The sequence below is a fragment of the Hydrogenophaga sp. genome, from assembly GCF_965657535.1.
Taxonomy (GTDB): domain Bacteria; phylum Pseudomonadota; class Gammaproteobacteria; order Burkholderiales; family Burkholderiaceae_C; genus Hydrogenophaga.
On record NZ_CBFHOP010000008.1, the window covers coordinates 73,451 to 95,663 of the forward strand.

Consider the following 22,213-nt stretch of genomic DNA (forward strand, 5'->3'; position numbering starts at 1 on the left):
TGTCAAATGTCAGCAGATACAACAAGGGCATCGCGAACGATGCCCTGACAGGGTTGGCAGCGGCTTAAAGTTTTGCAATCAACTCAGGCACAGCTGTGAACAAATCGGCCTCCAGCCCGTAGTCGGCCACCGAGAAGATCGGGGCCTCAGGGTCCTTGTTGATCGCCACGATCACCTTGGAATCCTTCATGCCAGCCAGGTGCTGAATGGCGCCCGAGATGCCGGCGGCAATGTAGAGCTGTGGCGCCACGATCTTGCCGGTCTGGCCCACTTGCCAGTCGTTCGGCGCGTAGCCCGCGTCCACCGCAGCGCGGCTGGCGCCCAGTGCGGCGCCGAGCTTGTCGGCCAGCGGCGTCATCACTTCGTTGAACTTTTCGGCGCTGCCCAGCGCCCGGCCACCGCTGACGATGATCTTGGCGGCGGTCAGCTCGGGGCGGTCGCTCTTGGCGATTTCGCTGCCCAGGAAGGTGCTCTTGCCGCTGTCGGCTTGTGCCGCTGCGGTTTCTACGGTGGCCGCGCCACCGGTGGCGGCGGCCGGGTCAAAGCCCGTGGTGCGCACGGTGATGACTTTGGTAGCGTCCAGGCTCTGCACCGTGGCCATGGCGTTGCCGGCGTAAATCGGGCGCTCGAACGTATCGGCAGCCATCACCTTGGTGATGTCGCTGATCTGGCCCACGTCGAGCTTGGCGGCCACGCGCGGGGCGATGTTCTTGCCGCTGGCGGTGGCCGGGAACAGGATGTGGCTGTAGTTCGAGGCGATGGCCAGCACCTGGGCGGCCATGTTTTCTGCCAGGCCGTGGGCCAGGTACTCAGCGTCGGCGTGGATGATTTTGGACACGCCAGCAATCTGCGCCGCAGCGGCGGCGGCACCGGCGGCGTTGTGCCCGGCGATGAGCACATGCACGTCCCCACCACAGGCTGCGGCGGCGGTCACGGTGTTGAGGGTGGCGCCCTTGATGGCGGCGTTGTCGTGTTCGGCAATAACGAGTGCGGTCATGGGGTGCTTCCTCAGATCACTTTGGCTTCATTCTTGAGCTTGTCCACCAGGGCGGCCACGTCGGCCACCTTGATACCCGCGCCGCGCTTGGGCGGCTCACTCACCGTCAGCGTCTTGATGCGCGGGCTCACGTCCACACCCAGGTCTTCGGGCTTGACGATGTCCATCTGCTTTTTCTTGGCCTTCATGATGTTGGGCAGCGTCACGTAGCGCGGCTCGTTCAGGCGCAGGTCGGTGGTGACGATGGCGGGCAGGCTCAGCGCCAGCGTTTCCAGGCCACCGTCGACTTCGCGGGTCACGTTGACCTTGCCATCCACCACTTCAACTTTGGACGCAAAGGTGCCTTGGGGCAAATCAGCCAGCGCAGCCAGCATCTGGCCGGTCTGGTTGCAGTCGTCGTCGATGGCTTGCTTGCCCAGAATCACCAGGCCGGGCTGCTCTTTGTCCATCAGGGCCTTGAGCAGTTTGGCCACGGCCAGAGGCTGCAGTTCTTCGGCGGTTTCCACCAGGATGGCGCGGTCTGCGCCAATGGCCATGGCGGTGCGCAGGGTTTCCTGGCACTGGGTCACGCCACAAGACACCGCAATGACTTCGGTCGCCACGCCCTTTTCCTTCAGGCGCACGGCTTCTTCCACCGCAATCTCGTCAAACGGGTTCATGCTCATCTTGACGTTGGCAATGTCCACACCGCTGCCGTCGCTCTTGACGCGCACCTTGACGTTGTAGTCCACCACGCGTTTGACGGGGACGAGAATCTTCATGCTGGGATGCTCCTGATGGTTGTGAGTGGGTGATCTCAATTGACGTATACGTCAACTAACGCATTGTAAGCCGGGCCTTTTGCGAACCGCCGTTTTAGCGGCCATTCGCCGGGATTTCACCCGAACCCAACAAAAACGAACGACCGTGCTTTTTAAAGATTATAGGTGAACGCCTCACGCGCACCAAGGCAAAAACCCCGAGCCGCCGAACACTGTCATTCGAGCGACCATTAACCAACCCATCGGTCGGCTAATTCGGGTAAGTCTGGAGACGCTCGCAACGACTATTCGCCTATAGTCAAAAAGGGCTTTTTATTTATATTCAGTAACCATATTCATACCGCCAGGAGATACCGCATGAAACTTCGTCACGTCTTCGCTGCTGCCCTGTCTACCACCGTGCTGTCCAGCGGCCTTGTGTCCGCCCAGACCGTGTTCACGGTGTCAAGCTGGTTGCCACCCACCCACACGCTGAGCACGGTGCAGAAAAACTGGTGCGACATGCTGGAAAAAGAAAGCACTGGCCGCATGAAGTGCAACATCTTGCCCAAAGGCGTGGTGGCAGCACCTGGCACCTTTGACGCGGTGCGCGACGGCCTGGCCGACATTTCCTACACGGTGGACGGCTACACCCCCGGGCGCTTCATCAACACGCAGGTAGCCGAATTTCCCTTTCTGGGCGACAGCGCCGTGCCGACCTCAGTGGCTTATCAGCGCATCTACAGCAAATACTTCGCCCCGCTGGGCGAGCACCGCGGCGTGAAGGTGCTGGGTGTGTTCACCCACGGCCCTGGCATCATTTTCAACAGCAAGAAACCGGTGGCTTCGGCCGCTGACGCGGCCTCGCTCAAGTTCCGCATTGGTGGCGGCAACATCAACGAGCTGTCCAAAGCCATGGGCTGGAACACCACGCTCAAGGCTGCGCCTGAGTCCTTCGAACTGATGTCCACCGGCGTGATGGACGGCACTTTCTTCCCCGACGAGTCGGTGGCCTCGTTCAAGCTCAGCATGGTCAAGCACGCCACCACCTTTCCGGGTGGCCTCTACAACACCAGCTTCGTCTTCATGATGAACCCCGGCAAATACAACGCCCTGGCCCCACAAGACAAAGCCGTGGTGGACAAGCTTTCGGGTGAAGTGGCCGCTCGCATGTTTGGCGAAGGCTGGGACAAGGTAGACGCCGCCAGCCGCGAACTGCAAAAAACGCAGGGCGTGACGCGCATCATGGCGAACCCCGCCTTTGTGAAGGCTGTGGCCGACAAGCAGGACTACCTGGAAACCAAGTGGGCTGCAAGCGCACAAGTCAAGGGCCTGAAAGACCCCAAGAAAGTGCTGGCCGAGTTCCGTGCTGAAATCGCCAAGGTAAAGTAAGGCGGCGGCTCGGTTTTCATACACCGCGCTCAGCCCGTCGGGCCGGAGGGGCAGTGACCAGCGTTACTGCCCAACCGGCCTTTTTTTGATGTCCTGATACCCAGACCATGTTCAAGAACCTCGAAAAGCTGCTGACCTGGTCCACCGGTCTGATGGCAGCCATGGCTTTGTTTTCCATCATGTGGCTCACGCTGGTGGACGTGACCGGCCGAAAATTCTTCAGCCATTCGGTGCCGGGCGGCCTGGAGCTGACCGAAATGCTCATGGTGATCGTGATCTTTGGCGCCATGCCACTGGTTTCGTGGCGCAGCGAACACGTGGTGTTCGACTCGCTGGACGCCTTCATCCCCGACTGGCTCAAAGGCTTCCAGGCGCGCCTGGTGCACCTGGTGTGTGCGGGCGTGTTTGGTTTCCTCGCACGGCTCATGGTCATGCGGGCTGAACGGTTTGCCGAATACGGTGACACCACCGTTCACCTGCAACTGGCCATTGCGCCCGTGGCCTGGCTCATGGCGGCTCTGCTGCTGCTGACCGCGCTGGTGCATGTGTTGTTTGTTTTTGTTCCGCCGGCGCCTGTGTTGCACGGCGACACCCAAGGCGCAGGAGCCTCCTCATGATCGAAGCCACCCTGGGCTTTCTGGCCGTTTTCATCCTCGCGTTTCTGCGGGTGCCGCTGGCCGTGGCCATGACCATTGCCGGCGTGGTGGGCCTGGGCCTCATGCGCGGCTGGATGCCCGCCTACGCCAGCACCAGCCAGGTCATTTTTGAAACCGGTTTTCACTACGTGTTGTCGGTCATTCCCCTGTTTGTGCTGATGGGCAACTTTGTGGCGCGCGCCGGCATGGCCAAAGAGCTGTTCACCGCCGCCAATGCTTTTGTGGGGCACCGCCGCGGCGGGTTGGCCATGGCCAGCATCATCGCGTCGGGTGGCTTTGGTTCCATCTGCGGCTCGTCCATTGCCACGGCCGCCACGATGTCGCGCGTGGCTTACCCGGAAATGAAGGCGCACGGCTACAAAGACACGCTGGCCACCGGCTCCATCGCCGCCGGCGGCACGCTGGGCATTCTGATCCCGCCCTCCACCATCTTGGTCATCTACGGGATCATCACCGAGACCGACATTGGCCAGCTCTTTGTGGCCGGCATTCTCCCGGGCATCGTGGCCATTGCCTGCCTGTGTATGGCGGTGGTGTTTGTCACCTGGCGCGACCCCGAAGCCGGCCCACCGGCCAAGCGCTTCACCTGGGCGCAGCGTTTGGGTGCCATTCGCGGTATCTGGGGCGTGGCGGTGCTGTTTGCGCTGGTCATTGGCGGTATTTACGGCGGCGTGTTCACCGCCACTGAGGGCGCCGGTGTGGGCGCGGCTGGGGCTTTTTTCTTTGCGCTGGCGCGCCGCGCACTCACGCCACGGGTACTGCTGGACATTTTGATCGAGAGCACCCGCACCACGGCGATGCTGTTCACGATCCTGATCGGCGCAATGATCTTCACCAACTTCATCAACTTCACCACCATGCCAGGCGACCTGCGCGACTTCGTGCTGCAGTTCAGCCCCAACCCCCTCATGGTAGTGGTGATGATGATGGGCATCTACCTCGCGCTGGGCATGGTGATGGAAGAGCTGGCCATTGTGCTGCTGACCATTCCGGTGTTTTTCCCGGTCATCACCGGCCTGGGTTTCGACCCGATCTGGTTCGGCATCCTGATCGTGACGATTGTGGAAATCGGCATGATTTCGCCGCCCGTGGGGTTGAACCTGTTTGTGCTCAACTCGCTGCTGCCCAACGTCAAGCTGGGCACCATTTACAAGGGGGTCTGGCCGTTTGTGTTGGCCGACATCGTGCGGCTTGGCATTTTGATTGCCGTGCCAGCCATCGCCTTGTGGTTACCCAGCTTCATGACCCGCTGATGGCGGCAGCGCCCCGGGCGCGTGCTTCATGTGCAGCACGCGTTGGGGGTACGGAATCTCAATGCCGTGCGCGCGCAAGGCGCTCAAGATAGCCATGTTGATGTCTGAGCGCAGGTTGAGCTGCCCGTTTTCCGGATCAGCGATCCAGTAGCCCAGCGTGAACTCCAGTCCATCGGCGCCGAAGGCCGAAAGCGCGGCGCTGGGGGCCGGGTCTTTAAGTACACGCTGCTGTGCCAGCGCTGCGTCAACCAGAAGCCGGCGCACCAGGTCCACATCGCTCTCGTAAGCCACACCCACCACGGTGGACTGCCAGACTTTGGCGTCGGCCAGCGAGAGGTTTTCCACCCGGCTGGTGATCAGAATCTCATTCGGTACGATGGACTCGCGCCCGGTGGGCGAGCGAATCACGGTGTAGCGGGCGTTGATGTCGGTGATGCGGCCCTCGAAGTTGTCCACCCGCACGTTGTCGCCAATGCGCATGCTGCGCTCGGCCAAAATCACAAAACCGCTCACGTAATTGGCGGCCAGCTTTTGCAGGCCAAAGCCAATGCCAACGCCGATCGCACCACCGAGCACCGACAGCGCGGTCAGGTCGATGCCCACGGCAGAGAGCGCCATGATCAGGCCCACAAACATAAGCAGCGCCCGCGTGGCGTTGCTCACCGCTTTGCGCAGCGACAACTCGCCCCCCACGGCCGATTTCAACAGCCGGGTTTCAATGGCGGCCGACACCCACAAGGCCAGAATGAGCACGGCACCGGCCGTCAGCGCCCCTTCAATCAGGGTGCGCACGCTGATGGTGGAGGCCCCCACCTTCCAGGTGATCTGGTCCAGCTCATGCAACACCACCGGCAGCAAACCACTGACCCACAACACCATGGCCAGCCAGGCCACCCACGAAATGGTGCGCTCCAGCACCCGCACCCAGGGCGCACTGGCAAAAGCCACTTGCAGCACCTTGACGCCCACACGAATCACCACCAGCGAAACAAACACCGGAATGACCACCTTGAACACCGCCAGCGACACAAATTTCACCAGCGCAGCACGGGCGAGGTAGGCCAGTGCCAGCAACAGCAAGGGAAACATCACGCCGTCCACCACGCGGCGGCCAAACATGACGGACAGTTTTTCGTCCCGCATGCCCAGGCTACGGCGCAGCAAGGCAGTGAAGCCCCAGGCGACGAACACGCACAGCGCCAACGCCAGGAGCTCTATCCAGACGGTGGGCTGCAGAAAGCCGGCCAACCAGACGTCCAGGTCTGCCATGGGCGCCAGTTCGCTGGCGGCCGTGGTGTTGGACGTGGATGCGGCAATGGAAACGGTAGGCGTCATGGAAGACCACGCAATGAAAGCAAACAAATCTCGGAAATCAGACCGCACACCCATGCTGCGGCCTAGCGGCTCTACCAGTTGGGCGGGCGTTTTTCAATGAACGCCTGCACACCTTCCTGCGCCACGTCATGGGCCATGTTGCAGGCCATGGTTTGCCCGGCCAGCTGGTAGGCCGACTCCATGCCCGTTTCCAGCTGGCGGTAAAACAGGGTCTTGCCCATGGCAATGGCCAGGCGCGGTTTGGCCACGATGCGGCCCACCAGCCGGTCCACTTCGGCATCCAGTCCGTCGGCGGCCACCACCCGGTTCACCAGGCCGCGTGCCTGCGCTTGGTCGGCTGAAATGAAGTCGCCGGTGAGCAGCATTTCCATCGCCTGTTTTGGGCCCATGTTGCGCGACAAGGCCACGCTGGGCGTGGCACAAAACAGGCCCACGTCGATGCCGTTGACGCCAAACGTGGCACCCTGCACCGCCACCGCCAGGTCGCACTGCGCCACCAGCTGGCAACCCGCCGCCGTGGCCAGACCCTGCACGCGTGCAATCACCGGCACCTCCAGTTTGCGGATGCTCATCATCAGCCTGGAGCAGGTGGCAAACAGCGTTTGGTAATAAGCCACATCGGGCTTGGCCTTCATTTCTTTGAGGTCGTGCCCAGCGCAAAACGCGCGGCCCTCGGCGGCCAGCACCACCACCCGGGCTTGCGGGTCGGCGGCCACCGCGTCCAGCGCGTGTTGCAGCGCCGCCATCATGGCTTCGGACAACACATTGAAGCTGCGCGGGGTGTTGAGCGTGAGGGTGTAGACGCCGCGCGCGTCGCGCTCTGAGCGCAGCGGTTCGTGGGGTAATTTCTCAGACATCGGCCAACACGCGAATATGCGCCTCCACACTGCGGGCGAGCGAGCTCAGGTCGTAACCGCCTTCCAGGCAGCTCACGATCCGGCCCTGGGCGTGGCGCTGCGCCACTTCCTTGATGCGCTGGGTGATCCAGATGTAGTCTTGCTCCACCAGGCCCAGCTGGCCCATGTCGTCTTCTCGGTGAGCGTCGAACCCGGCGCTGATGAAGACCATTTGCGGCTTGTGCGCGTCCAGCCGGGGCATCCACATCATGTCGATCAACTCACGAATCTCCATGCCCTTGGTGTAGGCCGGCACCGGCAGATTCACCAGATTGGGCGCGCTGGCGTGGTCGCAGGCGGGGTAATACGGGTGCTGGTAGAAGCTGCACATCAAAATGCGCTCGTCGCCGGCCACGATGTCTTCGGTGCCGTTGCCGTGGTGCACGTCAAAGTCGATGATCGCCACGCGCTTCAAGCCGTGGCGCTCCAGCGCGTACTTGGCGGCCACCGCCACGTTGTTCACAAAACAGAAGCCCATGGCCTGGTTGCGTGTGGCGTGGTGGCCCGGTGGGCGCACGGCGCAAAAAGCGTTCACCATTTCACCGGCCATGATGGCGTCGGTGGCGTCAATGGCAGCGCCCGCGGCCATCAAAATCGCGTCCCAGCTGTGGATGTTGATGGCCGTGTCGGGGTCCACCTGCGCATGGCTGGGGCCGCCGGCGGCGATCTCGTCGCGCAGGCCGTCGCTCAGGCCCCGCAACGAAGCCAGGTGCATGCGGCCGTGGGCCAGCTCCATGTCGGTCATGGAAGCCGGGGTGGCTTCGCGGCGCTCCAGCGCCTGGTCGAGCCCGGTGATGAGCAAGCGGTCTTCAATCGCGTCGAGCCGCTGCGGGCATTCAGGGTGCCCGTTGCCCATCTCATGTCGCCAACAATGCTTGTGGGTGAAATATCCGGTGGCCTGGCTCATTTGGGTTTTACGGTATGGTTCGCGGCATGCACGCCGACACAAAAATACACCAACTTTTGAATCAGCTTAACACGGTCATTGTGGGCAAATCACAGCAGGTTTCCGACTGTGTGGCCTGCCTTTTGGCCGGTGGTCACCTGTTGATTGAGGACGTGCCGGGGGTGGGGAAAACCACCCTGGCCCACGCCCTTTCGCGCTCCTTCGGGCTGCAGTTCTCGCGCGTGCAGTTCACCGCCGACCTGATGCCCAGCGATCTCTCGGGCGTGTCCATCTACGAGCGCGGCCGCGAAGGTTTTGTGTTTCACCCCGGTCCGGTGTTTGCCCAGGTGCTGCTGGCCGACGAGATCAACCGCGCAAGCCCCAAAACGCAAAGCGCGCTGCTCGAAGCGATGGAAGAAAAACAAGTCACCGTGGAAGGCGAAACGCGCCCGCTGCCCAACCCGTTTTTCGTCATTGCCACGCAAAACCCGCACGACCAGCTGGGCACCTACGCCCTGCCCGAATCGCAGCTGGACCGCTTCCACATGCGCCTGTCGCTGGGCTACCCCGACCGCGCCGCCGAGCGCGAACTGCTGCGCGGCGCCGACCGGCGCGACATGCTGGAGCACCTGCCGCCCGTGCTTACCCCAGCGGACCTGACGCGCCTGCAACAGACAGTGGCCGCCGTGCACACGGCCGAGCCGGTGCTGGACTACCTGCAAGACCTGGTAGCCGCCACCCGCTCGGGGCGCTGGTTTGCACAAGGCCTGTCGCCCCGGGCAGCGCTGGCCGTGGTGCGCGCGGCCAAGGCGCAGGCCTACCTGCAGGGCCGCGACTACGTGGCCCCCGACGACATCGCCGCCATCTTGCCGCAGACCGTGGCGCACCGCCTGGTGCCGGTGAGTGACGCGGGCCGGGGCCCGGTGGAACAGGTGCGCGCCATGGTCGACGCCACGCAACTACCATGAACCACCCCCGCCGCGCTGCGCGCGACCCCCTCGAGGGGGCAACACCAGCGGCCCGGCAAAGCCGGTTCCGCGGTGTTTCTAATAACCGCCCTCTCGCGCCAACATGGTGGTCATGACGTTGACATCAGCACGCTCCCACGAGCCGCAACTTTCTCCCTCGTCTGCAGCCTCTGGCTGGCGCCACCCGCTGCGCCATCTGCGTGGCCGCTTTCAGCGCTGGTTTCACAACCGCCTGCCTCGCACCGACACGCTCACGCTGACGCAGCGCAACGTCTACATCGTGCCCACGCGGGCGGGCGCCATGCTGGCGCTCACCTTGCTGCTGTTGCTGGTGGCCAGCATCAATTACCAGCTCAACCTGGGCTACCTGCTTACTTTTTTGCTGGCGGGCAGCGCTGTGGTGGGCATGCACGTGTGCCACGGCAACCTACGCGGTGTGACGCTGCACCTGAACCCGCCGAACCCGGTGCACGCAGGGCAGGCCGTGGCGCTGGACATTCGGCTGGCCAGTGCACACAAGCGCACGCGCTACGGCCTGGGCGCGGGCGTGATCGGGGTGGACGCTGCCCACACGCCCCTGGCCTGGACTGACGTGCCCGCCCAAGGCAGCGCCGAGGTGCAAGTGGCCTGGGCAGCACCCCAACGCGGCCTGCACGCGCTGCCTGCGCTGAAAGTGCAAACCCTGTTTCCGCTCGGCACCTTTCGGGTGTGGACCGTGTGGCGCCCCGCCGCCCAGGTGCTGGTGTACCCCACGCCAGAAGCGCATCCGCCAGCCCTACCGGCGGGCGAGCCGCAGCCCGGCCATGGAGGCAGCGCGCGGGTGCAAAGCACCGGTGAATTTGACGGCGTGCGCGCCTACCGCCGTGGTGACCCGCTCAAAACCGTGGTGTGGAAAAAGGCCGCTCAGGCATTTGCCGCTGGGCGCAACGAACTGGTGAGCCGAGACGCCTTGTCGTCCCAGCGCCAACAGCTCTGGCTCGACCACGCGCAGTGCGGCCACAGCGCGCTGGAAGCACGGCTCTCTCGCCTGACCGCCTGGGTGCTCATGGCCGACCGCCTGGGACTCGACTACGGCCTGCGCCTGCCCGGACGCGACATTGCGCCAGACCAGGGCCCGGGGCACCGCGCCCGCTGCCTGGAGGCATTGGCACTGGTATGAGATCTGCCCGCAGCGCTTCGCCCTACGCCCCAGGTTGCGACACCCACCGCCCGGTCCGGCGGTGTCCCCCGGTGAACCGCTCCCCGACCTCCCCCGTCGACCAAAGTCCGCGCATGCCATGGCTTTGACATCGTTGAAATCCATGCCCCGCGACACCCGCGATACGCTGTTCTTGCTGGTGGTCATCGCCTGGGTGGTCGCCATGCAAATCGGCCACATTCCCTGGTGGTGCACCGCGCTCACCGCCAGTGTGCTGGTCTGGCGCACGGTGTTGGCGCTCAAAGGCCTGCCACTGCCGGGCTGGGCCTGGCGCATGGGCTTGCTGGTGCTCACTTTGGGTGCCACCTGGGCCACCCACCGCACCCTTTTGGGGCGCGACGCGGGCGTGACGCTCATTGTGGTGCTGCTGGCCCTGAAAACGCTGGAACTGCGCGCCCGGCGCGACGCCTTCGTGGTGTTCTTCCTGGCTTTCTTCACCCTGCTGACCCACTTCTTCTATTCGCAGTCGCTGCTCACGGCAGCGGGCATTCTCATCGCGTTGCTGGGGCTGCTGACCGCGCTGGTCAACGCGCACATGCCAGTGGGCCGCCCGCCGCTGGCCCAGGCGGCGCGCATCGCGGGGGGCATGGCTCTGCTGGGTGCGCCCATCATGCTGGTGCTGTTCATGCTGTTTCCCCGTATGGCACCACTTTGGGGCATTCCCAACGACGGCATGGCCGGCCGCAGCGGCCTTTCAGGGCAAATGCGGGTGGGCCAAATCGCCGAACTGGTGCTCGACGACAGCATTGCGCTGCGCGTGCGCTTTGACGGCCAGCCCCCACCGCAACGCGACCTGTACTTTCGTGGCCCGGTGCTGACCGACTTTGACGGCGCGGAATGGCGCCCGCTGCGTTCGGGCTTCCCGGCCCACATGGAACTGCAGGCCAACCTGCAGGTGAGCGGCGAGCCAGTGCGCTACGAAGTAACCATGGAACCGCACCAACGGCCCTGGCTGTTTCTGCTGGAAGCCGCCGCCAGTGCACCCCTGCTGCCCGGCACCCAGGCTTTCATGACGCCCGAGCTGCAATGGCTCACCCGCCGCCCCATGAACGAGCTGGTGCGCTACCGCGCCGAAAGCCACCCGGTGTTCCGGCACGGCCCGCTGACCACCGCCGTGGCCCTGCAGGACCAGATCGAGCTGCCCGCCGGCTACAACCCCCGCACCCTCATGTTGGCGCAGCAGCTGCGGCGCGAGGTGGGCGCCGGCCCCGCCTTCAGCGAAGCCCTGGTAAACGCCGCCCTGGAACGCCTGCGCACCGGCGGCTACACCTACACGCTGGAGCCCGGCGTGTACGGCCAGCACACCGCCGACGAATTCTGGTTCGACCGGCGCGAAGGCTTCTGCGAACACATTGCCAGCAGCTTTGTGATTCTGATGCGTGCGCTGGACATTCCGGCCCGCATCGTCACCGGCTACCAGGGTGGCGAACTCAACGCGGTGGACGGCTTCTGGACCGTGCGCCAGCGCGACGCCCACGCCTGGACCGAGGTGTGGCTGCAAGGCCAGGGCTGGGTGCGGGTCGACCCCACCTCGGCCGTGGCGCCGGGGCGCACCGGCTCGCTGGATCGCTTGCGCGCTCCCGAAGGCGTGCTGGCCGGTGCCATCCGCACGCTCAACCCCGACCTGTCGGCCCAACTGCGCGCCGTGTGGGAAGCGGTGAACAACCGCTGGAACCAGTGGGTACTGAACTACACCCAAGGCAAACAGCTTGACCTGCTCAAGAACCTGGGCTTCAAAAGCCCCAGCTGGACCGACCTGGCCTACATCCTCATTGCCGTGGTGGTGCTGGTGAGCCTGGCAGGCGCGGCCTGGACGCTGTGGGAACGCCAGCAACACGACCCCTGGCTGCGCCTGCTACAGCGCGCCCGCCAGCGCCTGCACAAACTGGGGCTGAGCAACACTGAAAACCTGCCGCCGCGCGCCCTGGCCCAAGAGGCCCAGCAGCGTTTTGGCGACACCCCCTTCAGCCAGAGCGTGACGCAATGGCTGCTCAAGCTCGAATCCCACCGCTACAGCCGCGAAAGCCCCGTTTCGCTGGCTACACTGCAACGCGAATTCCAGCAGCTTGCATGGCCCAAGGAGGGTAACCAGTGATTTTCAAGGGTCGTCGATTTTTACCGTTTCGCAGCGCAGCCAGCGCCGTGGTGGCTCTGTACCTCGCCACCGGCGCCACCGCCACCAGCGCCCAAACCGCCAGCCCGGCCAAGGTGCGACCGGCCGCAGCGGCCAAACAACCGGCGTACACCTACGGCCAGCACCCCGGTGCCATGGCCTTTGCAGACGACCTGGCCAACCGCCGCAACCTCGACCCGGCCTGGGTGCGCCAGCAAGTGGCGCAAGCCCAGCGCATTCCCACCGTGGCACGGCTCATGGCGCCCGCACCCAGCGGCACCCCAAAAAACTGGGCCGCTTACCGTGCCCGCTTCATTGAGCCGGTGCGCCTGCGTGCTGGCCAGCGTTTCTGGGAAGACAACCGCAGCGCACTGGCCCGCGCTGAAGCCGAGTTCGGTGTGCCCGCCAGCCTCATCGTGGGCGTGATCGGTGTCGAAACGCTCTACGGCCAGCACACCGGCAACTTCCGCGTCATTGATGCACTTACCACACTCGCCTTTGACTTTCCCGCCAGCCACCCGCGCGCCGCTGCGCGCACCGAATTTTTCAAAAGCGAGCTCGAGCATTACCTGAACCTCACCCAGCGCACCGGCATGGACCCCCAAGCCCTGCGCGGAAGCTACGCAGGCGCCATGGGTTGGCCCCAGTTCATGCCCAGCAGCTGGGCCAAATACGCCATCGACTTCGACGGCGACGGCCAGGTGGACTTGTTCAACAGCACGGCCGACGTCATTGGCTCGGTGGCCAACTACTTCAAAGTGTTCGGCTGGCAAACCGGCCAACCCACGCACTACCCGGTCACTTTCGATGCAGAGAAGCTCGACAAAGACGCCCTGCTGGCCCCCGACATCCTGCCCACTTTCAGCGTGGCCAGCTTCACCGCCAAAGGCGCTGTGCTGGATGGCGCTGCGCTGCAACACCCCGGTCAGCTCGCCCTGGTGGAACTGGAAAACGGCTCTGACCCCCGAAGCTACGTGGCCGGCACCGACAACTTCTACGTGGTGACCCGCTACAACTGGAGCAGCTACTACGCGATGGCCGTGATCGAGTTGGGTCAGGAGATTCAGACCGCCATGGCAACTCGATCATTCCGGCTCAGATGACTGCAGGTAACCCCGTAAAGCCCAACAAGCTACACCTCAGCAAGTGGATCACGGTGCCGCCGGTGGCCAAACAAAAGCACTTTCTGGTCAGCCGCGTGATCAAGCCTGAGCTACATGACGCACCCATCGAGTTTGTGGAACTGGAAGCCGCGTCCTCCAGAGCCACGCAGTTCCTCTCGTGGCGTGAGCTACAAAATGCCAAGGTGTGGCGACAAGGTTGGGTGTGAGTGGATGGGCATTGCAGCTATGCCTGCCTGACGCCCCAGTCGAGGCCACGGTGCACCCAAAGCTTTCTTCAAGAAAGCCGGGGTTCGAGGGGGTTTTCCCGAATCACAAGGTCTGATTGGGGTTGTTGGTGCTGCGGCCGTTGTTGGCCTGCTTGCTCTGCTTGACCAAGCCGCGTTGGCGCTTCTGGAAGGCTTTTTCGGTCTTGAGGGCGGTCTTGCCTAGTTCCACTGTTTGCTTGAGCTTGTTGAGGCGGGCTTGTGGGGGCGTCAGAGGCTTGACGGGCTTGGTGTGGGGTTTGAATTCATAAAATCGCATCAAGTATTTACCCCACAGCCCTGACGGCCTTGACTGAGGGGTTTCAGCGCAGCCCAGGCACCACGAGCCCTTACTTGACGAAGCCCTCACGCAGCTTGATGCCCGCTGCTTCGATTTGAGCGTCCAGCTCCCCTGCTTCCACAGCCCGCTTGATCAGCTCAAGTGTGGGCACCAGATCATCCGCTGTGGCCATCTCGATAGTGGATTTCCCCTTGCCGAGTTCGATTGCACGAGCACCATAACGGATGTTCATCGCCAGCTTGCCATCCGTTGTGTTCCACCACCAAGGCCGCACTTTTTTGGGCAATTCAACGCTGCGGCTATTGCCCTCATCATCACGAACATTCTTGAAGCGGCGCACCACAAAGGTGCCCCCGGTGCTAGTTGCTTTGGCCAGTTCGATCTGCTCCCACAACTTCTTTGAGAGCTTCAAGCGGCGATGCACTGCGGGCGTCATGGCTTGTGACTTCTTTGCAGTGGTCAATTTAAGTGCTGCGAGTGCGGACATATCAATTTCTCCTGTGTGTTGTTGATGTCCTAACTTTAGTTTCGGCCATATGGCCTGGGCAACCGGATGTGTTGGGAGTCCCATTGAGTTGGCGGGTTTTTGATCATCTGGGCTCGAATGCGTTACTTCCCATTCTGTCTTTCTTAGTGAATCGCTTCGCGTAGTCACTCCATTCAAAAGTGGCGATAGCAATGAGTTTTTTTCGTTCAAGCAACAACTCACACACCTCAGAGATATCTCACATGCATCTCACACATTCATCCACATATCACATCTCAAATTCCGTTACGAAAATCTCTATAAAGCTATATAAGAGAAAAAAGTAACGGTCATACTTTATCGGGGGAATCAACACCTCTTGATGTTGCTGATAACTTGGGCTTGCTTGGCCTTGCGTTCTCTGTAACGCTTTTGCTTTTCAGCTGGTGTCATGGCGATTTTGCTCTTCTTACGAGGGCTCTTGTTCATGCAGGTCAAAGCAAATGGACTGATCTGTTTGATCTGAGCTGCTGCGTCAAAATAGTCCATCAATCCCATTGCGATTTCATAATCAAGCACGAAACAATGAACTGGCTTGCTGTTGCTTTCAACACGCAGGGCACTGCGCATGAGGATTTGATAGAACATGTAGCTGCCAAATGCCTTCGCGATGAAGCCATCACGATCTTGATCACCAATACCGGCCATCTCTGCTTGTTGAGTAAGAAATGACTTGAAAGACCAACCGGGCTTGAGAGCGGTGCTCAAACACACCGCCGTGCTTTCGCTGTAGGTGTTGATGCCATGAACATTGTGTGTGATCTTTTGCTCGTTGCTCAGCTTTGCGTTTAGCTCGTCGTTGTTTCGAACCACCAGACATGGACCGCCCTGCAACTGACTTTCCACATAACGGTAAAACTCCGGCAGCGCATCGGGCTGTGCGTTGCGTCTGTATTTGCTCCAGCTGAATTCGTCTTGGGGCATGTGAAATATTGGGGCCTGCTTGTGGGGAGCGAAAGGCACACTGGTCAAATAGCTCACGCCATTCGCTTTCAGCCACATGCTCATGAAAGTGCTGTCAAATGCGGCTGCGGCAACATGCACAGAAATCCAGCCGTTCATCATGCTGTCACTCAACTCCACGGCGATGCTCAGCTCCCGTGTGTCGCCCGCCTTGATCTTTTGCCAATGCGCCCATGTGACCCACAGCCGAGTGTTCGGATTCATCAGGCGACGCCACTGCAAACTTTCTTCAAAAATCGAACTGCTCTCCACTGCCGTGCGTTTTAAGCAGGCCCAGCTTTTGGGTGAAAGCTCCATGTGCATCCGCTGCTTTTCTTCTGCAGAGATGTCCATTTTTTCAATTTCGATTTTGTAATAGGAATCGTATTGACCCCACGCCTTGCCCTCATCTTCGACACTGAAAATCTTGTCCAACTGCAGTGCGATCTTCGGATCAATGCGCAACTCTTCGATGCTGTAGGGGTTGATGGCTTCGTCGATGATCAAGTGGTAGTCGCACTTGATGTCCCAGCTGATGTGGGTTCGTCGAAAGGCCTCTTCGGTAATGATCACCATCTGCTCTCGATGGGACAGGGCGTTGAGGATTTCAGCAGACACATTCAGCCCACTGCCCGAGTCATGTGAGCTGTTGATCTTCCTGATCTTGAGTGTGGGGTTGTCGGTGCAGTATTGCTCTTGAAGCAGCTGGCTGGGCACCACGATGAGTGTGGGCGTGTTTGTCTTTGCCAAGTGGGTCAGCATGGGGTAGATGCCCTTGCGTGTTTTGCCTTGACCCGCGCCCCTTGCATCCACAGTGATCTGTGTTCTTTTCATTGTTCTTCTTCCTTGTTGTTATTCATTCCACATGGACCGACCATCGGTCCTACTCACCACAGCCATTTAAGTGAATACGGGACTTGCAAATCCCGTATTCTGGCGGTAGCGAATAACATCAAGCCAGTAGCTCAATGCATGTTTATTTATGTGAGGAACAATGGTGCTGCGAATATCTGCAGTAGATCGAGAGGCCGTGTGCTGCAATCACCATGGCCTGAGATCTCCACATGCTGCTGAAATTGCAGCGCAGTTTTTTGGGGCAGCTATAGAGGTCTGAGCTTGCACTTGTGGTCATGTGCAGCACACACAGCACTGCGACTTTCTTTAAGCACACTCACATGTGCCAGCGTCGCTTTACTTGACACTTGAGATGTCGTGTTTCCGGACAACTTGTGGTGCCCACTAGGCAGCTTCACTTCTGCCAAGAAGTCTCATAAACAAGTGTGTGACTTTTTCATGATCGCAAAAAGTCACACGCTTATAGTAATAAGTTCAAAAGACATGGGAACATCAGAAGTCCCCTGTTGGCTTGCTTGCTTGCATGCCATTCCCTCTTTCTTCATTGGACTTCCCTCGTTATGCCATCCCTCCTTCATCTAGCCACTTTTTGATCTAGGTATGAGATTTTGGCAAGCATTTGAGGTCATGTAAAAAACACAGGACGCCTGCTTTCTTAAAGAAATGACCGCTGCTCACCATGCTCGATAACTTAAAGAATTTGAAGTCGTGTTTCCCGACAACGGATAGCACTGCACGACACAGGACGCAAAAGCGCAGCAGCAAGCGCACACGGCGTCAAATCAGCCCTACAACGCATTTTTACTTGGCTTCGCTGGCGCGGGTTGCTGGATGACCTGATCGCAGCTTGTAGGGCTTGCTATTCTTAATAAATTCATTTCGTATCCATTTAGCCACGAATGCAACGCTCAATTGAAATCTAATAAAACTGCTGAAAGATCGGATTGCTGCGCTAACCTGTTGATCTTCAAGAGATCACACCGATAACCCGACGCTTTGGCCGGACACCACTGCTCTTGTTGCTCGACCATAAACGCAGAATTTATGCTGATTGCACACAAATTATGTGATTTCAGCAGGAGCACAAAATGGCACAGGCACGCACTCTGAACGAGCAGGAACTTCTGCAGGTGCTCGACTACACTCTGACACGCAAGCACGCGGCACGCGACCGCTGTTTGATCTTGACAAGCCATTTATCCGGAATGCGTGTTGGTGAAATTGCAGCACTAACAGTCGGTCATGTGATGGCACCGAACGGCCATGTGCGCAGAGAGATCAGATTGACCGCCGAACAGACGAAAGGCAAACACGCCAGAACGGTTTTCATCAACCAGCGCCTGCGAGAAGTATGGACCGCATACCTGGCGACCATACGCACGGATGATCGGCAGCGTGCCTTGTTTCCGTCACAAAAGAATCCCCGAGAAGGCTTTGGTTCGAACTCACTTGCCCAGCATTTCATTCATCTTTATCGTGGGGCCGAGTTGGATGGATGTTCAAGCCACTCGGGAAGACGGTCATACGCCACAAAAATCGCCGGGTCGGGCGTGGGACTTCGCGTGTTGATGCGCTTGATGGGACACAGGCACCCGGCAGTGACCGCTGTCTATATCGATGCATCGGACGACATGCTTCGCCGTGCTGCTGAGCTGTCATAACCACCACCCAACGCCACACTGTGGATGTGCAGCGAAGGGCTGTGGAGCTCGTGTGAAAACCTTAAATTAAGGTTTCATCGCAGTCGGCATCGAGGAGAGTGATGTTTGAACAACTCTCATTTTGAGACTTTTCACCGTCTATTTCACGTCAAGCAGACCTACAAGCGAACGCAAGCAAAGCCCAGCACCCTGACTCTTCGGTTGTGCCGATCAGAGCTTGTAGGGCTTGATTTTCAATAGCCCATTACTGTATCGGGCTTTCGGTTGCCCAGACCGCCAGGCCGAAAGCACACTGTGTCCACAGCAACACAATGAGGACACAGAAATGGACGCCAACGAACTTGAATCTGCACTCGCTCAATTCACAGGAACGGTGCACTACTACCGCATTGCCCCAAAGTTTCTGATTACAGATGGGGTGAAATATCTGGCCGACAACGCTGGCTGCTACTGGCTTTTGGATGCTGCTATAAGTCACTTGATCCAGCTTGGCTGCCGTGACCACTTTGTTTTGGTCAGACTTGTGGTCGAGGATAAGGCCGCTGTGTTGTCACTTGAAGACGGGAATGGTCTTGTGCATGCCCAGCAGACCATCCCATACACCGACTTTCCCTTGTCCCAGCAGACTTTGTATGCCTGCTGGGATGGTGAGCATTGGGTGTTGATGCTACCTGGGGAGTATTGAGGTCACGACGAACAGGTCGTGCTTTCTTGAAGAAAGCACGGGGTGCTTGGTTGTCCTGAAAAACGACAAGCTGCGTGCAACACGGTGCACAAAGCGGGCACTGGTGGCACAGACGTTGGTAGCAGCAGCGATGCTGTCAGCAGCCAAGCCCGCCAAGTAAAGCTCGCACTTAATAGAAAAAGCCCACTGTGTTTGATGCACAGTGGGCTTTTTTTCTTGATGAGGATGCATTTAGAACGACACACACCAATCTTATTTGACCACCATCAACTGCAACACTCCTCAAAAATATCTAGTTTACTCAGGGAGCTTTATTTTCAACCTAAATTCATTCCATAAATAGAGTCTGCAAGCTTGTGATGATCGCCTTTTTGCACAGCATTTCTCAGAAGAGCTAAATCCTCAAATGCATAAAATTTTCCAGTCGAGAAGTAAACGACCCTACCATTATTCAGAAGATAGTAATTGACACCTCCAATTCTAGCCTGCGAATATCTCTTCTCCTTCAGGCACACCTCATCGGTCGTTGCCTCAAGCGGGCGAACAATGATCGGACCATTCACTTTATGTCCAATGTCCTTCTCGATGGCATCGAGTTGCAGACACAGCACATCAACGTCATTAAACACATAGTATCTGTTTAGGCTTAAAAAGCCGATGTAGCCGTCAATAAACCTCAAGCATTTTCGACCGCCCACCTCTATTTCGGTAAATGAGCCACTTTCGATGGCAGCATTAACTGCCTTGGCAATGGATGCCATCTCAATAGTTCTTTCCTTTGCCGCTGCAGCACTCTGTTCTTGAGATATTTCCTCAGCCCTTCTTTTTAAGTATGCGGTTTTCACCTTGCTATCATCGCCGTCATGCTCAACAAAAAGTTTTGCATACAAGCCTCTATCTCTATTGGCACCCTCATATTCATTAAGCGCGGCCTCCCACACATTTAATTTGTTATTCGAAGGAGCTGTGACATCAGTCACTGTAGTAAAACCATCTTTCGATGAAGTAGCAGCATCCGATGCCGCATACTTCGGAAAACCTTCGCTCTGCTGCACCCGATTTGACGAAGAAGCATTGTCAACACCACCTAATATTAGGTCTTTCAAATGCTCACCGCGATGCAAATCAGCAGCACGGATTTTAATGTAGAGTGCCTTAGTCTTGGAATCGTCGCCTTCGGCACTTGCCATTGCTTTTGCCCAAGTTGCTTCGTGCCTGTCCCCGTTCAACTCACGTGACGCTTGCTCCCAATGCCTATCCTCGATAGTTGCATCTAATCTTAGGGGTTTTTCTTCTCCATTTGGGATCGCTTGTTTTGCCTCTATGCCGCTTGAGCCTTTTATGAACGCTCGAACAATCAAGAACAACAATGGCAAGACTATAATGTTAAAGACTATATATCCACCAACCTTGTCGACACGAACGCTAAGCCCCTGCAACGGAAACCCAATCAATTCGTTTAAGCTCATCGAAAGACCAAAACCCGCGGATAGCAAGGCTAAATTCCTCAGTGTATTTTTAGCCTTCGAACTGACTTCTGGCATCAAATGCCTGCCAATAAAATAAACCAGTCCAAAACCCACAATAGATGCAGTGAGAGAAATTAGAAGAGATGTGATACCATTAAACTGCATTTCATTTCACCCCAAAATCTGCAATAGGAAAATCATATGGAAAGAGAAGAATTACTTCAACGATTACTTTCATACCTTTATGAGGGAGGCTTTCCAGATAATCATATAAACCCTATTACAGATGATCAATTTAGCATCCTCGTTAAACTCATCGCAGATGATCCTAGCGACATTCCAAAAGATCTCATGGCTTATTACGTTGTTCGCATTTGCATGGACAGCAAGTGATCCAAGAACCTGGCAATAGAGATATGAACCTCAACTATTGTTGAGCCCTATTTAGTTACACGTTATGATTGACCCAAAAACATTACAATTAACAGCGCCACCGCTTGGTCTGATTATTGTAAAGTTTCTAGATTGAGGTTGACTTGGCGCTTGAGGTGGAAGGCCACTCAATTCCCTGTTTGCGTTGTTTAAATTCTCCCAAAAGGACGATGATTTTCCACCCATTAGAGCTGAACCGAATTTAATAAGCTTTTGCTTATCCGCCTGTTTTTTTTGCTCTTCGTATTGGGCAAGTCTTTGCTCATAAGCCCGCCTTTCGGCCTCATATCGCTTCAGATCAAGCTCATACTCTGCCTGCCTCTGCTTTGCTTCCGCCCTTGCTTCTGCAAGCGCTTGCAGGCATCGAGAATAATCTGGTGTGCCAAGCACGAAACCAAATTTTGCGCATTCAATATCATCCGTGCTTTGTGTTTTCTCCTGGCCTGAAGGATTACGGGGCAATTCGAGATAGGCAAACCGAGGGACAATTGAAGGCTTAATTCCCAGTGTCTCAATAAGCTGCTCCGGACTCTTTTTTGGATCGAGATTTTCTCCCATGTATGAGAGTTGCTCATATATAAAACTATGTGACATGTCCTCTGTTCTCGCCAACCAACCGCTACTCCAAAGCCCATATCCATAGTTCCAGCCCTGCAACATAACACCTCGCTTCTCTGGGATTCCGTTAGCCACTCCACCAATGTATACTTTTTCGTCACTATACTTTATCACTCCTACTCCAGTAGGTGTCCCATCTTGCCATTCACCATAATATTGAGGATGACTAGCTTGAGATCCAAAACATCTAAAGCTTGTAGTAACTGAATCTTTTACACAATTCTGAGCATTAGATACACCAGCAATCATTAAAAAAAGAGCAGTAGCAAACCCTCTTAAAACGCCTATCATCATAAACCCTCCTCCATCAATACGCCATTCTGAAAGACACCTCAAAATATATCTATTAAGACACTGGACACACGTTGACAATTTCATATATTTTGTCACCAAAATACCGAAATTGATGCCACAGCACTTTCCGCGGCGAGCAAGTCGGTTATCCTGAAAAACCACAATCTGTGTTGCAGCAGGCAAACGGCGCCAAGTCCACCGAGCAGCGACCGACCGGCACAGCTTGAGAGCTTTCTTCAAGAAAGCAGCAGCCACCTGAAGTCGTGCCTCAGGACAAAGCTCTTGCAGCACGTCAATACAGCCCTGCAGCACACGCAGCCCGACCTTCGCTGGCTCGGGTAGCTGGGCCACCTGATCGCAGCGTGTAGGGCTTGCGATCTCAAAATGGGAGTTCAACCCACGACGTCGCTTTATTGTGGCGTCCATTTGAGTGCCACCGCAATAGAGGTGAATGTTGCGATCACAGTCGCGATCGCGGTTATTACGATCGACCAATTAACACTTTGTGATAGTGACAGCTTTGTTTTTACAATCACCTGCTTTTTATTGACATACAGGTTTCCCTCGTCGTCAAAATGTAGGTCGATTGATGTTCCACTATCGGAAGTGCTTGTAACAATGTGATGTAGC

21 protein-coding genes are annotated in these 22,213 nt (G+C 58.0%); 11 read left to right on the plus strand and 10 right to left on the minus strand.

Translation table 11 applies throughout. From position 1 onward, the window contains the following. Positions 1 to 64 precede the first annotated feature (64 nt). Together ACTG4K_RS14640 and ACTG4K_RS14645 are read right to left on the minus strand one after the other, a co-directional pair. Positions 65 to 997: an electron transfer flavoprotein subunit alpha/FixB family protein gene (locus tag ACTG4K_RS14640; protein ID WP_439114949.1), complete on the minus strand. Its 933-nt coding sequence runs from the start codon at positions 995 to 997 to the stop codon at positions 65 to 67. A gap of 11 nt (positions 998 to 1,008) precedes the next feature. Continuing rightward, positions 1,009 to 1,758 carry an electron transfer flavoprotein subunit beta/FixA family protein gene (locus ACTG4K_RS14645; protein WP_439114950.1) on the minus strand — a complete coding sequence of 250 codons (750 nt, stop codon included), beginning with the start codon at positions 1,756 to 1,758 and terminating at the stop codon, positions 1,009 to 1,011. Between the two features lie 357 nt (positions 1,759 to 2,115). On the opposite strand from ACTG4K_RS14645, the gene ACTG4K_RS14650 reads away from it, so the two are divergent. The 3 genes from ACTG4K_RS14650 (at position 2,116) to ACTG4K_RS14660 (ending at position 5,038) form a co-directional block, all read left to right on the plus strand. Continuing rightward, positions 2,116 to 3,129 carry a TRAP transporter substrate-binding protein gene (locus ACTG4K_RS14650; protein WP_439114951.1) on the plus strand — a complete coding sequence of 338 codons (1,014 nt, stop codon included), beginning with the start codon at positions 2,116 to 2,118 and terminating at the stop codon, positions 3,127 to 3,129. Between the two features lie 107 nt (positions 3,130 to 3,236). Continuing rightward, a complete protein-coding gene (locus ACTG4K_RS14655) occupies positions 3,237 to 3,746 on the plus strand; it encodes a TRAP transporter small permease (RefSeq protein WP_439114952.1) in 510 nt (169 codons plus the stop codon). Next, entirely contained in the window at positions 3,743 to 5,038 is a 1,296-nt protein-coding gene (locus tag ACTG4K_RS14660) for a TRAP transporter large permease (RefSeq protein WP_439114953.1), read from the plus strand. Before ACTG4K_RS14655 ends, ACTG4K_RS14660 begins: the two co-directional genes overlap by 4 nt. Here ACTG4K_RS14660 and ACTG4K_RS14665 read toward each other — a convergent pair. The 3 genes from ACTG4K_RS14665 to ACTG4K_RS14675 form a co-directional block, all read right to left on the minus strand. After that, a complete protein-coding gene (locus ACTG4K_RS14665) occupies positions 5,015 to 6,307 on the minus strand; it encodes a mechanosensitive ion channel family protein (protein ID WP_439115112.1) in 1,293 nt (430 codons plus the stop codon). The two genes, ACTG4K_RS14660 and ACTG4K_RS14665, sit on opposite strands and share 24 nt — an antisense overlap. A 137-nt stretch (positions 6,308 to 6,444) precedes the next feature. Beyond that, complete coding sequence (locus ACTG4K_RS14670; protein WP_439114954.1) at positions 6,445 to 7,230, minus strand: enoyl-CoA hydratase; 786 nt, start codon at positions 7,228 to 7,230, stop codon at positions 6,445 to 6,447. Then, positions 7,223 to 8,176: a histone deacetylase family protein gene (locus ACTG4K_RS14675; protein WP_439114955.1), complete on the minus strand. Its 954-nt coding sequence runs from the start codon at positions 8,174 to 8,176 to the stop codon at positions 7,223 to 7,225. The genes ACTG4K_RS14670 and ACTG4K_RS14675 overlap by 8 nt, the downstream gene beginning before the upstream one ends. A 26-nt stretch (positions 8,177 to 8,202) precedes the next feature. On the opposite strand from ACTG4K_RS14675, the gene ACTG4K_RS14680 reads away from it, so the two are divergent. From ACTG4K_RS14680 to ACTG4K_RS14700, 5 genes are all read left to right on the plus strand, one after another. Continuing rightward, positions 8,203 to 9,123: an AAA family ATPase gene (locus ACTG4K_RS14680; RefSeq protein ID WP_439114956.1), complete on the plus strand. Its 921-nt coding sequence runs from the start codon at positions 8,203 to 8,205 to the stop codon at positions 9,121 to 9,123. Positions 9,124 to 9,235: 112 nt separating this feature from the next. Next, positions 9,236 to 10,282 (plus strand): DUF58 domain-containing protein, encoded by a 1,047-nt coding sequence (locus ACTG4K_RS14685; protein WP_439114957.1) that lies wholly within the window; start codon positions 9,236 to 9,238, stop codon positions 10,280 to 10,282. Positions 10,283 to 10,424: 142 nt separating this feature from the next. Next, complete coding sequence (locus ACTG4K_RS14690; protein ID WP_439114958.1) at positions 10,425 to 12,416, plus strand: transglutaminaseTgpA domain-containing protein; 1,992 nt, start codon at positions 10,425 to 10,427, stop codon at positions 12,414 to 12,416. Beyond that, a complete protein-coding gene (mltB, locus tag ACTG4K_RS14695; RefSeq protein WP_439114959.1) occupies positions 12,413 to 13,537 on the plus strand; it encodes a lytic murein transglycosylase B in 1,125 nt (374 codons plus the stop codon). Before ACTG4K_RS14690 ends, mltB begins: the two co-directional genes overlap by 4 nt. Beyond that, a complete protein-coding gene (locus ACTG4K_RS14700; protein WP_439114960.1) occupies positions 13,534 to 13,764 on the plus strand; it encodes a TIGR02450 family Trp-rich protein in 231 nt (76 codons plus the stop codon). Before mltB ends, ACTG4K_RS14700 begins: the two co-directional genes overlap by 4 nt. A gap of 103 nt (positions 13,765 to 13,867) precedes the next feature. Here ACTG4K_RS14700 and ACTG4K_RS14705 read toward each other — a convergent pair whose 3' ends face one another. From ACTG4K_RS14705 to ACTG4K_RS14715, 3 genes are all read right to left on the minus strand, one after another. Further along, a complete protein-coding gene (locus tag ACTG4K_RS14705; RefSeq protein ID WP_439114961.1) occupies positions 13,868 to 14,080 on the minus strand; it encodes a hypothetical protein in 213 nt (70 codons plus the stop codon). 70 nt (positions 14,081 to 14,150) lie between these two features. Then, positions 14,151 to 14,588, minus strand: coding sequence for a DUF6641 family protein (locus tag ACTG4K_RS14710; RefSeq protein ID WP_439114962.1), 438 nt, complete (start codon positions 14,586 to 14,588; stop codon positions 14,151 to 14,153). 348 nt (positions 14,589 to 14,936) lie between these two features. After that, positions 14,937 to 16,403, minus strand: a complete 1,467-nt coding sequence (locus tag ACTG4K_RS14715; RefSeq protein ID WP_439114963.1) for a DEAD/DEAH box helicase family protein — start codon at positions 16,401 to 16,403, stop codon at positions 14,937 to 14,939. Between the two features lie 1,109 nt (positions 16,404 to 17,512). Here ACTG4K_RS14715 and ACTG4K_RS14720 point away from each other — a divergent pair. Together ACTG4K_RS14720 and ACTG4K_RS14725 are read left to right on the plus strand one after the other, a co-directional pair. After that, a complete protein-coding gene (locus ACTG4K_RS14720) occupies positions 17,513 to 18,085 on the plus strand; it encodes a tyrosine-type recombinase/integrase (protein WP_439114964.1) in 573 nt (190 codons plus the stop codon). 325 nt (positions 18,086 to 18,410) lie between these two features. Continuing rightward, positions 18,411 to 18,770 (plus strand): DUF6876 family protein, encoded by a 360-nt coding sequence (locus ACTG4K_RS14725; protein ID WP_439114965.1) that lies wholly within the window; start codon positions 18,411 to 18,413, stop codon positions 18,768 to 18,770. A gap of 317 nt (positions 18,771 to 19,087) precedes the next feature. Here the strand turns inward: ACTG4K_RS14725 and ACTG4K_RS14730 are convergent, their stop codons facing one another. Continuing rightward, on the minus strand, positions 19,088 to 20,404 hold the full coding sequence (locus ACTG4K_RS14730) for a hypothetical protein (RefSeq protein ID WP_439114966.1): 1,317 nt from the start codon (positions 20,402 to 20,404) through the stop codon (positions 19,088 to 19,090). Between the two features lie 36 nt (positions 20,405 to 20,440). On the opposite strand from ACTG4K_RS14730, the gene ACTG4K_RS14735 reads away from it, so the two are divergent. After that, entirely contained in the window at positions 20,441 to 20,632 is a 192-nt protein-coding gene (locus ACTG4K_RS14735) for a hypothetical protein (RefSeq protein ID WP_439114967.1), read from the plus strand. A 51-nt stretch (positions 20,633 to 20,683) separates the two neighbouring features. On the opposite strand, the gene ACTG4K_RS14740 is transcribed toward ACTG4K_RS14735, so the two are convergent. Further along, positions 20,684 to 21,583 (minus strand): hypothetical protein, encoded by a 900-nt coding sequence (locus ACTG4K_RS14740; RefSeq protein ID WP_439114968.1) that lies wholly within the window; start codon positions 21,581 to 21,583, stop codon positions 20,684 to 20,686. Between the last annotated feature and the right edge of the window lie 630 nt (positions 21,584 to 22,213).